Genomic DNA, 13,652 nt, shown 5'->3' on the forward strand with positions numbered 1-13,652 from the left:
GTGTAACTCCTGCCTACACGTTCATCGGGCGCAGCATGGGACGCAGCTTCGGACGGTTCGTTGCGGTGGCCGCCTCGTCGACCCGGGCCGCCAGTTCGGCGACGGTCGGGCTGCGGAAGACGGTGGTCACCTTCACGTCGGCCTTGAGCTCGTTGCGGATCCGGCCGGTGAGCCGGGTCGCGAGGAGGGAGTGGCCGCCGTGGTCGAAGAAGTCGGCGTCGATGCCGATCTCCGGGAGGCCCAGCAGCTCGGCGAAGAGCCGGCAGAGGACCTCCTCGGTGGGGTTGCGCGGTCCGCGGCCGACCGCGGCCTCGGCCGGGAGGTCCGGGGCGGGCAGCGCCTTGCGGTCGAGCTTGCCGCTCGGGGTCTGGGGCAGTTCGGCCAGCGGTACGACGGCCGAGGGCACCATGTACGCGGGCAGGTGCTCGCGGGCCAGGGCGGTGAGCGCCTCGGGGTCGAGGTCCGCGGGGGCCTTCCCCGGGGCGGGGACCACGTAGGCGACCAGGCGCTGGTCTCCGGGGCGGTCCTCGCGGACGAGGGCCACGACGGCCTCGGCGTCGGGGTGGGCCGCGATGGCCTGCTCGATGTCGCCGAGTTCGATGCGGAACCCGCGGAGCTTGACCTGGAAGTCGGAGCGGCCGATGTACTCGACCTGGCCGTCGGCGTTCCAGCGCACCACGTCGCCGGTGCGGTACATCCGGCTGCCCGGCCCGCCGTAGGGGCAGGCGACGAACCGGTTGGCGGTCAGCCCGGTCTGGCCGAGGTAGCCGCGGGCGAGGCCGGTGCCGGCGAGGTAGAGCTCGCCGGGGACCCCGGGGGCCACCGGGCGCAGGGCCGCGTCGAGGACGTAGACCTGCGTGTTCCAGACGGGGGCGCCGATCGGCACCCGGTCGGCGCCGGGCACGTGCTGGTAGGCCGTGACCTCGACGGAGGCCTCGGTGGGCCCGTAGAGGTTGTGGATCCCGCAGTCCGGCAGGACCTCGGCGGCCCGGTTGGCGAGGGCGGGCGGGAAGGCCTCGCCGGCGACCTCGATCCAGCGCAGGCTGCTGCACTCCTTGGCGCCGGGCTCGTTGGCGAAGGCCTCCAGCAGGGAGGGGACGAAGTCGGCCCCGGTGACGTTCTCGCGGCGGATCAGCTCGGCCAGGTAGGCCGGGTCGCGGCGGCCGTCGGGCCGGGCGATGACCACGGCCGCGCCGACCTGCAGCGGGGCGAAGATCTCGGGGACGGAGACGTCGAAGCTGGCGGTGGTGCTGAGCAGCACCCGGTCCTCGGGGCCGACCTCGAAGTGGGACAGGCCCCACGCGAGGCGGTTCATGATGCCGCGGTGGGCCACCTGGACGCCCTTGGGGCGGCCGGTGGAGCCGGAGGTGAAGATCACGTACGCGGCGCTGTCCGGGGTCAGTCCGGGGCGCTGCGGATCGGTGTCCGGGTAGCCGGAGACCTCGGGGAGGTCCGCGTCGAGGACGAGCAGCGGCTTCGCGCCGTCGAGGACGAGGCGTACGCGGTCCTCGGGCAGTTCGGTGTCGACCGGCACGTAGGCCGCGCCGGCCTTGACCACCGCGTACAGGGCGACCATGAGGTCCACGGAGCGGGGGATCCGCACGGCGACGAGCTGCTCGGGACCCGCTCCCTGCTCGACCAGCCAGTGGGCGAGGCGGTTGGCGCGCCGGTTGAACTCGGCGTAGGTGAGGGTCTCGTCCTCGCCGATCAGCGCCGTGCTGTCGGGCGTGCGCGCGGCCTGGGCCTCGAAGGCGTCCGGCAGGGTGGCGGCCGGTACGGGCTGCGCCGTGTCGTTGATGCCCTCGAGCAGCCAGGCCCGCTCCTCGGCGGACAGGACGTCCAGGGCGCCGACGGGGGTCTGCGGGTCCTCGAGGACCTGCTCCAGGATCCGGACGAGCCGGGCGGCGACCACCTCGGCCGCGTCGCGGTCGAAGAGCGTGGTCGCGTAGTCGAGGGAGCAGCGCAGGTACGGGTCGGAGGCGTTGAGGGTGAGCGGGTAGTGCGATCCGGCGAAGGGCCGGATGGCGTCGATGCCGAAGCCCGCGGACTCGTTGGCCTCGACCATGCCCTCGCGGTCGATGGGGTAGTTCTCGAAGACGACGATGGTGTCGAAGAGGGCGGGCAGCCCGACCCCGCGCTGGATGTCGGCCAGCCCGTAGTAGTGGTGGTCGAGCAGGGAGATCTGCCGGTCCTGGAGGTCGGCGATGACTGCTCCGACGGTGTCCTCGGGGCGGCAGCGCACCCGGGTCGGCAGGGTGTTGATGAACAGGCCGACCATCTCGTCCGAGCCGACCAGGTCCGCGGGGCGGCCGTTGACCGCGGCGCCGAAGACCACGTCGTGCGCTCCGGTGAGCTTGGAGAGCAGGACGGCCCAGGAGGCCTGGAGGAGGGTGTTGAGGGTGACGCCCAGTTCGGCGGCGCGGCGGGCCAGTTCGCGGCCCTGGTCGATGGAGAGCGGGACCTCGACGCGGCCGAGGGCCTTGGCCTCGCCCTGCGCGGTGCGGTCGGCGGCCAGCAGGGTGGGCTGCTCGAACTCGGCGAGCTCCTCCTTCCAGCGGGCGGCCGAGGCCTCGCGGTCCTGGCGGGAGAGCCAGGCCAGGTAGTCGCCGTAGCTGCGGACCGGGGCGGGCTCCTCGTCCCCGGCGTACAGCCGGACCAGGTCCTTGATGACCAGGGGCGAGGACCAGCCGTCGAAGAGGGTGTGGTGGGCCGTGAGGATCAGCTTGCTGCGCTCGGGCCCGCAGGTGAGCAGGGCCAGACGGATCAGCGGGGGCCGGGAGGGGTCGAGCTGGTCGGCCCGGTCCTCGGCGAGGGCCCGGTCCACGGCCTCGGTCTGCGCGGCCTCGTCGAGACCGCTGAGGTCGATGTGGCGCCAGGGGATGTCGATGTGCTCGGGGACGAGCTGGACCGGGTCGCCCCCGGCGCCGGCGACGAAGGCGGAGCGCAGGTTCGGGTACCGCTCGATCAGCGCCTGCCCGGCGGCGCGCATCCGCTCCGGGTCCACGTTCCCGGACAGGTGCATCAGGAACTGCATGTGGTAGACGTCGAAGGTGCCGTCCGCCAGGGCCGCCTGGAACTGGATGCCGGACTGGCCGGGGGCCTGCGGCCAGACCTCGGCGAGGCGCCCGTACAGCTGCTCCCAGTCGTCGATCTCGTCCTGGGTGATCTGGACGAGGGGGGCGTCGGAGGGGGTGAGCCCGCCGGCGGCGGGGGTCGCGGCGTGCGCGGCCATGCCGGTCAGCACCTCGACCCACAGGTCGGCGAGTTCGGCGGTCCGCTCGCGGGTCAGGACCCCGGTGGGGAACATGAACGCGGCCTGGAGGCGGGCGCCCCCGGGGGTGTCGGTGACCACCGAGTTGACCTCCAGCGCGGAGAGCGCGGGCAGGTCGGGGTCGGGCATCGGGACCAGCTCGGAGGACCAGTCGGCGGGCACCCAGCCCTCGGCGCGCAGGTGCTCGGGCACGTCGGAGTCGGAGATCCGGCCGAGGTAGTTGAAGCCGATCTGCGGGTCGGCGTACTCCTCCAGCTGGACGGAGGTCTCGGGGTTGAGCCAGCGCAGCAGCCCGTAGCCGAGGCCCTTGTCCTTGATGCCGCGCAGCTGCTCCTTGACCCGCTTGACGGCCCGGCCGGCGGCGGGGCCGCCCGCGAGGACCTCGGCCAGGTCCACGTCGTGCACGTCGATCCGGGCCGGGTACATGCTGGTGAACCAGCCGACGGTGCGCGAGAGGTCGGCGCCGGGGACGGCGGACTCCTCGCGGCCGTGGCCCTCCAGCCGGACCAGGGTGGAGCGGCTGTCGCCGCGCCAGCGGTTGACGGCCAGGGCGAGGGCGGCGAGGAGCACGTCGGTGCCGGTGCTCCGGAAGGCCGCGGGCAGCTTGGTCAGGACGGCCTCGGTGACGTCGGCGGGCAGCTGCACGCGGACGGTGTCGAGGGTGGACATGACGTCCACGGCCGGGTTGAAGGACCGCTCCCCCAGCGGGAGGTTGGGCGATTCGAGCACGTCGCGCCAGTGGTCGAGCTCGTCCTCGCGCTCCGGGGACAGGGCCTCGGACTCCAGGGCGGCGGCCCAGCGGCGGGCGGAGGTGCCGACCTCGGGGAGCTGCGGGGTGCGCCCGGCCTTCACGTCCTGCCAGGCCTCGGCGAGGTCCGACATGAGGATGCGCCAGGAGACCCCGTCCACGACCAGGTGGTGGAGGACGGCGAGGAGCCGGCCGGCGCCGTCGGGGGTGGTGAACCAGACGAAGTCGGCGACCGTGCCGGCGGCCGGGTCGAGCCGGCCCGCCGAGTCCTCCAGCGCCGCCTTGGCCGCCTCCAGAGCGGCGGGGTCGTCCCAGCCGCCGGGGACGGGAACGCGGTGGATCAGGTCCGCTGCGCGCACGCTGCCCTGCGGGGCGACCAGCAGCGAGGGCTCGGCGCCGGGCAGGAGCCGGGCGCGCAGCAGGTCGTGGCGGTCGAGTACGGCGTCCAGGGTGGCGGCGAGCCCGTCCGCGTCGATGCCGGCGGGCAGGTCGAGTACGAGCGACATGGCGAAGCGGTCGGTGCCGCCGCCGTGGTCGAAGACGTGCCGGGCCACGGGCTGGAGGGCGAGTTCGCCGACCCCGCCGCCGGGCAGCTCCGCCAGGGCGGGTATCTGGTCGCGGCGGTCGGCGGCCACCTCGGCGAGCCGGGCCGCGGTGCGGCACTCGAAGATCTCGCGGGTGGTGACGGTCAGTCCGCGGCTGCGGGTGCGGGCCACGACCTGGATGGAGCGCAGGCTGTCGCCGCCGACGGCGAAGAAGTCGTCGTCGATGCCGACGCGGTCGACGCCGAGCACGTCGGCGTAGGCGGCGGTGATGATCTTCTCGGCCTCGGTGCGGGGCTCCCGGTAGGCCTCGCCCAGGAACTCCGGCTCGGGCAGCGCCTTGCGGTCGAGCTTGCCGGTGGGGCCGAGGGGCAGTTTGCCGACGGCCACGAAGGCCGAGGGGACCATGTAGTCGGGCAGCCGGGCCGCGACGAACTTGCGCAGTTCGGCGGCCGAGGCCCCGGCCTGCACGTCCACGTCGCCGATGCCTCCGGCGCCGTCGTCGCCGACCCCGCCCTCGCCGGTGTGGACCACGTACGCGACCAGGCGCTTGCCGCCGCCGGAGGGGACCTCGCGGCTGATGACCACGGCCTCGCTGATGCCGGGGTGGGCGGTCAGGGCCGCCTCGACCTCGGCGGTCTCGATGCGGAAGCCGCGGACCTTGACCTGGCCGTCGCCGCGGCCGACGCACTCCAGGGAGCCGTCGGCGTTCCAGCGGGCCAGGTCGCCCGTGCGGTACATCCGCTCGCCGGCGGCGAAGGGGCTGGCGACGTAGCGCTCGGAGGTCAGTGCGGGGCGGCCGTGGTAGCCGCGGCCCAGGCAGGTGCCGACCACGTACAGCTCGCCGACGACCCCCTGCGGGACCGGGGCGAGGCCCGGGCCCAGGACGTAGGCGCGCATGTGCCCGAGGGGGCTGCCGATGGGGGCGACCTCGCCCTCGGACCAGTCGGCGCCGGCCTCCAGGGCGAAGGTGGTGGCGTAGAAGCTCTCGCTCTGGCCGTACGAGTTGACGATGCGGGCCCCGGGCAGGGCCTCGCGGACCTGGCGGACCAGGCGGGCGGGCAGCACGTCGCCGGCGAAGACGACGGTGCGGACGTCCGGTGCCTTCTCCAGGTGGGGGACCAGCTCGCCGAGGACCGAGGGGACCCCGCTGATGACGTGCCCGTCCCAGGACTCGCGCTCGGCGAGGGCCAGGGCGTTGGGGACCAGTTCGGCGGTGCCGCCGGTGGTCAGGGCGGTGAGCAGCTCGAAGACGGAGACGTCGAAGTTGACGGAGGTGCCGGCGAGCACCTTCCAGCCCGGCTCGGTCTCCCCGAGGACGCGCACCAGCTCGCGGACCCCGTTGACGAGGTTGCGGTGGGTGATCGAGGCGCCCTTGGGCTTGCCCGTGGAGCCCGAGGTGTACATGACGTACGCCAGGTTGTCCGGGGACAGCGGCGCGGTGCGGCCGGAGCCGGAGCCGGCGGGCTGCCACGCGTCGCGCCGGTCGAGGTGGACGGTCTCCATGCCGTGCGCGGGCAGCTGGGCGGCGGTCGCGGTGTCGGTGAGGACGAAGCGCGGGCGGGCCTCCGCCAGCACGGTCTGCGCGCGGCCCGCGAGGTACTGCGGGTCCATCGGCACGTACCCGGCACCGGACTTGAGGATGCCGAGCAGGCCGGCGACCAGGTCCTCGGTGCGCGGCAGGGCGAGGGCGACGAGGTCCTCGGGGACGGCGCCGCGGCGCACCAGCTCGCGGGAGACCGCGTCGGCGCGCTCGTCGAGCTCGCGGTAGGTCAGGGTGCGGCCGCCGCACAGCAGGGCCGGGGCGTCCGGGGTGCGGGCCGCCTGGGCCTCGAAGAGTTCCGGGACGGTCAGCCCGGTGAGTTCCGCGGCGCCCGGGTTCGCGTTGAAGCCGGTGAGCAGGCGGTCCCGCTCGACCGCGTCGAGGACGTCGAGGCCGGCGACCCCGCGCCCGGTGTCGGCGACGAGCCGGGACAGGACGCGCACGTAGCGCTCGGCGAGCAGTTCGACGGTGGCCCGGTCGAAGAGGTCGGTGGCGTACTCCAGGCGGACGCCCGCCCCGCCGGAGCCGTCCGGGATCATGTTGAAGAAGAGGTCGAACTTGGCGGTGCCGGTGTCCAGGGTCTCGGACTCGACGCCGAGCCCGGCGAACTCCAGCCGGCCCACGGGCTCCTGCCAGGCCAGCATGACCTGGAAGAAGGGGTGGTAGGCGGTGGAGCGGTCGGGGTTGAGCAGCTCCACGAGCCGCTCGAAGGGCATGTCCTGGTTGTCGTACGCGCCCAGGGCCCGGTCCCGCACCCGCTGGAGCAGCTCGGTGAAGGTGGGGTTCCCGGAGAGGTCGACGCGCAGCACCCAGGTGTTGACGAAGAAGCCGACGAGGTCGCGCAGCTCCTCGTCGGTGCGGCCGGCGATGGGGGCGCCGATCGGGATGTCGTCGCCGGCGCCGAGGTGGTGCAGCAGCACGGCGAGGGCCGAGTGCATGACCATCGAGACGGTGATGTCCTGTTCGGCGGCGAGCTTCTCCACGGCGGCGAGCAGGTCGGGACCGATGGGGAAGGTGACGAGGCCGCCGTCGGAGCCCGTCTTCTTGGGGCGGGGCCGGTCCGTGGGCAGGGCCAGCGGCTGCGCCATGTCGGCGAGGGCCTCGCGCCAGTAGGCGAGCTGGCGGGCCGCCAGGCTCTCCGGGTCGGACTCGTCGCCGAGCACGTCCTGCTGCCACAGGGTGTAGTCGGCGTACTGGACGGGCAGCGGCTCCCACAGCGGGGCGCGGCCCTGCGAGCGGGCCGCGTAGGCCTCGGCGAGGTCGCGCAGCAGCGGTCCGAGGGACTCGCCGTCGAGCGCGATGTGGTGCACGACGAGGACCAGGGTGTGGTCGAGGGGTGCGGTCTTCAGGAGGGTGGCGCGGATCGGGACGTCGGCGGCGAGGTCGAAGGTCTCCTTGCCGGCCGCGTCGACGGCCGCGGCCCGCAGCTCCTCGGGGGCGTCGAGGACCCTGAGGGCGAAGGGGGCCCGGCCGGAGTCCAGTACCTGCTGGTACGGGACCCCGTCCTCGGCCTCGACGATGACGGTGCGCAGGACTTCGTGCCTGTCGATGACGTCGTGGAGCGCCGTCTCCAGCGCTTCCGCGTTCAGCTCACCGGTCAGCCGCAGGGCGAAAGAGCCGTTGTAGGTGGCCGAGGGGCCTTCGAACCGGTCCACGAACCACAGCCGGCGCTGTGCGAACGACAACGGGATCATTGTTTCTCCAAATCGGCGTAACCAGGGAGCAAGTCGTCACTCAGCCCTGGTCGAGCAGGGTCAAGAGTTCGTCGTTGTAGAAGTCGTCGATGGAGCAGGCCCCCGACAGGGTCGAGAAGTACCGGTCGATGTGCTCCTGGTGGCCGACGAGCTTGCGGAGCATGTCGGTACGGCCCTCGGGCTTGAGCTCGGCGACGTTGAGGGCGCCCTGGTACTGGGCCAGGGCCTCGTTGCCGAGTTCGTTCTCGTACTTGCGCAGGGCGGCGGCCAGGCGCTTGTCGTCGTGCAGTCCGTCGCCGATGTACGCGGTGAGGTTCTGCGCCTGGACGAAGGCCTCGGTGATGCCGCGGGCCGTGATGGAGTCCTTGTGGGTGACGGCGTCGCCGACCAGGGCCCAGCCGGGGCCGTGGGCCTTGCGGAAGAAGTTGTCCTGGTGGCCGGTGCCGTAGAGCTGCTCCACGCGCTCGCCGCCGGACTGCATCCGCTCCCACAGCTCGGGCGCCGTCGTGCGGAAGGCGTCGAGGTAGGCGGGCTCCACGTCCTTGCGGACGGTCCCGAAGTCGGCCTGCGGGAAGTAGGCCATGAGGAGGGTGAGGTCGTTGTTGGTCGGCAGGACGCCGATCCAGCGGCCCGGCTGCTCGTACAGCTCGAAGTCCGAGGGGACCCCGGACCAGTAGCTGTAGTAGGTGCAGGTCGCGCGCGGGTGCTCGATGGTGTACTCGGCGCCGGCCTTGCGGGCCACGAGGGAGCGCATCCCGTCCGCGCCGACGACCAGGCGGGCCCGGTCGGTGGCCTCGGCCCCGCCGGGGGTGGTGTAGCGCACGCCGACGACCCTGCCGTCCTCGAACAGCAGGTCGTTGACCGCGCAGCCCTCGCGGAACTCGACGCCGGCCTCGACGGCCCCCTCGGCGAGGATCGGGTCGAGGACGAAGCGCCGCGGCGCGTACGTCTCGGTCAGCCCGTCCATCGGGAGGGAGAAGCCCTCGATGCGGACGCCGGGGCCCTGGTACACCTGCTTGGTGATCGGCTTGCAGCCCGCCGCGCGGATCTTGTCGAGCAGGCCCCAGCGGTTGAGCAGGGCCACGCCCTGCATGTGGAGGTAGTGCGAGGACAGGGTGTCCTGCGGGAACCGCGCCTTCTCCAGGAGCAGTACGCGGTACCCCTGCCGCGCGAACAGCATGGCCGTCGGCGAGCCCGCGCAACGGGCACCGATGACAATCACGTCGTACAAGGCGCCTCCGCCTCTCTTGTCAGTGGTTTCTCGAATGGAACGGGCGGTTGCCCGACGGCTTTCCGGTGCTGACGCAATTTCCGGGAGTCCCGCGAGTCCCGGGAGTTCTGGGACTGCGGGATTTCCGGGAATTCCGGTCTACCGGGCCGCCGCGCCCTGGGCCTCGATGTACGAGGAGAGGGAGGCCACCGTGGGGTTGAGGAAGAGCTGGTCCATGGGCACCTCCACGCCCAGCTCCTCCAGGAGGGCGCCCTGGATCCTGACCATGACCAGGGACTGGCCGCCCAGGGCGAAGAAGTCGTCGTCCACCGAAAGGGTGTCGACCTGGAGCTCCCGGCACCAGATGGCGCGTACGTCTTCGGCGATCATCGCTGTCCTCGCAGTCCTCTCGCTTTTCTTCTTCGGATCCGCCGGGAATTCCGCTAGACCGCCGCGCCGCTTTCGGCGGGCTGCTTCCGGAAGGCCTCGACCAGCGCGGGCCGGTCCACCTTTCCGTGCGGGCTGAGCGGAATGCGCGGAATATTCACGAACCGGGCCGGGACCATGTTCCGCGGCAGGTTCTCCATGAGGCCCGCGCGCAGTGCGTCCGCGGTGGGCTCGTCCCCCTCGGGGACGATGAAGGCGAGCAGTTCGGCCTCGCCGGAGTCGTGGACGACCGCCACGGCGGCCTCGCGGACCGCGTCCAGGCGGGCGAGGGCGCGCTCGATGTCAGTGGGGTCGATGCGCATCCCGCGCACCTTCACCTGGTGGTCGATCCGGCCGAGGACCACCAGGTCGCCGGACTCGTCCACGCGGCCGCGGTCCCCGGTGCGGTAGGCGCGGACGGGCTCGCCGTCCACGTCGAGGACGGTGAACTTGGCGTTCTCGGGGCCGTTGTTGAGGTATCCGTCGCCGACGCTCGCCCCGGAGATGTAGATCTCGCCCTGCTCCCCCGGGCCGACCGGGCGCAGCTCCCCGTCGAGGAGGTGGATGCCGGTGTTGTACGCGGGCCTGCCGACCGGCGGGATCGCGTGGACCCCGGGCCGGTAGCCGGCCAGGTCGTAGGAGGTCGCGACGTCGGTGCACTCGGCCACGCCGTACTGGTGCAGGAGGGTGCAGGTGTTCCCCTCGCGGGCGGCCCACTCGGCGAGCCGGTCGGCCTTGAGGGCCTCGCCGCCGAAGAGCACGTAGTCGAGCCGGGCCAGGGCGTCGCCGCCGCGGGCGGTCTCCCAGTCGACGAGGAGGTAGAGGGTGCTGGAGGCGCAGTGCACGACGCGGATCTCGTGCTGGTTGAGCATCCGGTACGCGAGCATCGCGTCGAAGTTTCGGCTGTTGAGCAGGTGCTGGGTGGCGCCGATGAACAGCGGGGTCATCAGGCTGCGCTGGGACAGGTCGAAGCCGAAGGCGCTGACGACCAGGTGGTGCGAGCGGCTGTCGAGGCCGTACTCCAGGCTCAGCCAGTTCATCAGGTTGAACCAGCCCTCGTGGCGCACGGCGGTGAGCTTCGGGGTGCCGGTGGAGCCGGAGGTGAAGACCGCGTAGCAGAGGTCGTCGCCGGTGACCTCGACCCCGGGGGCGGTGGCCGGCAGGGCCTCCAGCTCGGGGGCGAGCTGCTCCAGGTCCACGAGCTCCGCCCGGGTGGACGCCACCATGGCGGCGGTGGCCGGCGAGACCGCGATCACCGCGAGGCCGGGCACCTGGTCCAGCAGCAGCTGGAGCCGGGCCGCCGGGTACGCGGGGTCGAAGGGGACGTACGCCGCACCGGCCTTGAGGGTGCCGAGGATGACGACGAGCATGTCGACGGAGTAGTCGAGGCAGACGCCGACCTTGGCGCCGCGGCCGTGGCCGCGGGCGGTCAGGAACCGGGCGAAACGGTTCGCCTTCGCGTCCAGCTCGGCGTACGTCACCTGGCGGCCGGCCCAGACCACGGCGACGGCGTCGGGGGCCGCCGCCGCGTGCGCCTCGAACTGCTTGTGGACGACGGGTGCCGCGGGCAGGGCGACCCGTTTTCCCTGAAGGATCATCAACTGGCTCCGATGTGTGAGGTGTCCGGGCCGGCGCGGCTCAGGCCGTCAGCCGGTCGGCTGGGTCCGCCCGCCCGGGGGCCGGCGGCGCGTCGGCGGCCTCCAGCAGCCGGGTCACCCACGCGGCCACGGGCACCCCCTGGGAGGCGGCCGCCTTCTCCAGCTCCGCCAGGCGGTCGGCGGGCAGTTCGATGGTGAGCTTGGCGACCTTCGGCCGGACGGCGTCGGCCGGCCCCGCCGGGCGGGCCGGGTCCTGCTTCCCACCGCCGGAGGTCTCCCCCGCGGTGTCGTTCTGTACGGCCAGGGCGGCGCGCACGGACCTGCGGAGCTCGTTGCGCGACCACTTCTGCTGCTCCGCCCTGCGCAGCCAGTAGTCCTGCTCCGGCTGGGCCAGGCGGGCCACTTCGGCGTGGTGGGCGAAGCTCAGCGCGTCGCGCCTGCGGTGGTGGTCGAAGCGCCGGGCCACCCAGGCGTAGTTGCGCAGGGTCTGGTAGTCGAGGCCGGTCCGCTCGATGGCCTCCTTGTACCGGCGCCACCCGTAGGCGGACTCCCCGAAGAGGAGCCAGTCGGCGAGCCACCAGGCCGAGGAGTTGGCGAGTTCGCGCAGATTGGTGCCGATGCTCTCCCAGGAGCGCTCCGGCAGGTTCTGCGGGAGGATCATCCCGGACTTGCGCACGGTGGCCTGCGGCCCCACGAAGGGCAGGACCGTGCCGGGCTGCGCGGGTGCACCGCCGCCGGCGGACCCGGCCCGGTGGCCGCCCGCGGTCCTCACTGCGCCACTCACCGTCTTCCTCCCCCAACTCGGATGGTCTGCCTGGGCGTTCACCGGCCGGCCGGCCGCCTGCGGGCGCCGGCGGGCCGTCCGGGCGGCGCTCAGCCCGCAGCCATGGCCTCCCGCAGGCTCTTGGGGCGCAGGTCGGTCCAGTTCTGCTCGACGTACTCCAGGGCCTCGGCCCGGGACGCCTCGCCGAGGACGACGCGCCAGCCGGCGGGCACCTCGGCGAAGACCGGCCACAGCGAGTGCTGGTCCTCGTCGTTCACCACGACGTGGAAGCGGCCGTTCTCGTCATCAAAGGGGTTCGTGCTCAACTGGCACCGTCCTTAACAGTCATGGGTGGCTCGGGATCGGTCGTCGGCCGTGCGGGCGGCGGGCCCCCGGCCCCCGTCCGGTCCGGGACGCGGGATCCGGCCGCCCTGCGGCACCGGGTCGGGCGCGCACGGCGGCCGGCCGGCCCGTCCGCGGCTCCACTCCGGTTCGAGCATCGCTGCGGGCCCGGAGCCGCGGGCTCCGGGTGGTGGTACTCGTACGGGCTCGGCTGCCCGCGTTGCCGGGCAGGCGACTGACGGCACTGTATCCACGGCCCTGTGGGGACCCGGTCGAGTCCTGCTCAAGCCCCCGACCTCGGCCGGGACCGGTCTTGCGCCCGTCGCGGACCGCCGGAGGAACGGCTTCGGGGCACTCGATGAACGCCCCAGGAACAGCGGAGCCACCGGGCCCCGCCGGTACCGCCGGGCGGCCCCCGCTCTATCGTCCGAGGGTGCGCGGCCCGATCCGAGGGGGAGACAGATGGACAGCACACGACCGGCCCTGCGCCTGTTCGTCCTGCACCACGCGGGGGGCTCTCACCTGCCGTACCGGCACTGGCCGCAGGCCCTGCCGGACACCTGGGACGTACGGCTGCTCGACGCGCCGGGGCACGGGCTGCTCCTCGACGAGCCGCAGATCCCCGAGGCCGCGGCCCTGGCCGCGGTCATGCTGCGCGGGATGGAGCGGGACCTGGACGTCCCCTACGCCCTCTTCGGGCACAGCATGGGGGCGCTGCTGGTGTACGAGATCATCCGGGCGGCCGAGGACCGGGGCCTGCCGCTGCCGGTGTGGGCCGGGGTCTCGGCGCGGTCGGCGCCGCAGCACGCGCAGACGCCCGACCGGTACCACGAGCTGGACGGTGCGGAGCTGCGGGAGCGGCTGCGGCAGCTGGGCGGCACCCCGGACGGGGTGTTCGACGACCCGGAGCTGTGGGCCCTCTTCGAGCCGGTGATCCGGGCCGACCTGGCGCTGGTGGAGAACTGGCGGCCCGCCCCCGGGCGCGGGCCGCTGCCGGTGGCGCTGTCCGCCTTCGCGGGGGCGCAGGACCGCGCGGCCTCGCCGGAGCGGATGGCGGGCTGGGAGGAGTACGCCGGGCACTTCCTCGGGCTGCGCGTCTTCGACGGCGGCCACTTCTACTTCCTGGAGGACGAGGCGGCGGTGCTGCGGCAGATCGAGCGGGACGCGGAGCGGGCACTGCGGTACGCGCTGACCGGGACGGGCTGACCCCTACGCGCTGACCGGCCGGCGGCGCACAGCCGTGCGCCGCCGGCCGCAGGCGGGGGGCGACTGCGGGCGGCGGCGCGCGGAGACCGGGGCGTACAGGGGGCCGGCCTGGGGAGGGCCGGGCACACGTCCCGGGGTTCTGGGGCCCCGCCCGCCGGGGGCGGGGAGCCGGTGCGGTGCCGGACGGGGCGGGCCGGAACGAGCCCGGTCAGGCCGGTCAGGCCGGTCAGGCCGGTCAGGCCGGTCAGGCCGGTCAGGCCGGTCAGGCCGGTCAGGCCGGTCAGGCCGGTCAGGCCGGTCAGGCCGGTC

Annotated in this window: 7 protein-coding genes; 1 reads left to right on the forward strand and 6 read right to left on the reverse strand. The window is 73.5% G+C overall.

Going from position 1 to position 13,652, the window contains the following annotated elements:
* Positions 1 to 13 precede the first annotated feature (13 nt).
* The 6 genes from ACZ7JZ_RS26185 to ACZ7JZ_RS26210 form a co-directional block, all read right to left on the reverse strand.
* On the reverse strand, positions 14 to 7,798 hold the full coding sequence (locus ACZ7JZ_RS26185; protein ID WP_470943358.1) for an amino acid adenylation domain-containing protein: 7,785 nt from the start codon (positions 7,796 to 7,798) through the stop codon (positions 14 to 16).
* A gap of 40 nt (positions 7,799 to 7,838) precedes the next feature.
* Entirely contained in the window at positions 7,839 to 9,020 is a 1,182-nt protein-coding gene (locus ACZ7JZ_RS26190) for an NAD(P)/FAD-dependent oxidoreductase (protein WP_470943410.1), read from the reverse strand.
* A gap of 147 nt (positions 9,021 to 9,167) precedes the next feature.
* Positions 9,168 to 9,398: a phosphopantetheine-binding protein gene (locus tag ACZ7JZ_RS26195; RefSeq protein WP_470943359.1), complete on the reverse strand. Its 231-nt coding sequence runs from the start codon at positions 9,396 to 9,398 to the stop codon at positions 9,168 to 9,170.
* A gap of 53 nt (positions 9,399 to 9,451) precedes the next feature.
* A complete protein-coding gene (locus tag ACZ7JZ_RS26200) occupies positions 9,452 to 11,032 on the reverse strand; it encodes an amino acid adenylation domain-containing protein (RefSeq protein ID WP_470943360.1) in 1,581 nt (526 codons plus the stop codon).
* A 40-nt stretch (positions 11,033 to 11,072) separates the two neighbouring features.
* Positions 11,073 to 11,816: an LmbU family transcriptional regulator gene (locus tag ACZ7JZ_RS26205; RefSeq protein ID WP_470943362.1), complete on the reverse strand. Its 744-nt coding sequence runs from the start codon at positions 11,814 to 11,816 to the stop codon at positions 11,073 to 11,075.
* 89 nt (positions 11,817 to 11,905) lie between these two features.
* On the reverse strand, positions 11,906 to 12,121 hold the full coding sequence (locus ACZ7JZ_RS26210) for an MbtH family protein (protein ID WP_470943364.1): 216 nt from the start codon (positions 12,119 to 12,121) through the stop codon (positions 11,906 to 11,908).
* 478 nt (positions 12,122 to 12,599) lie between these two features.
* On the opposite strand from ACZ7JZ_RS26210, the gene ACZ7JZ_RS26215 reads away from it, so the two are divergent.
* Positions 12,600 to 13,343 (forward strand): thioesterase II family protein, encoded by a 744-nt coding sequence (locus ACZ7JZ_RS26215; protein ID WP_470943366.1) that lies wholly within the window; start codon positions 12,600 to 12,602, stop codon positions 13,341 to 13,343.
* Positions 13,344 to 13,652 lie beyond the last annotated feature (309 nt).

It is taken from the genome of Streptomyces sp. NPDC038213, from assembly GCF_055600495.1.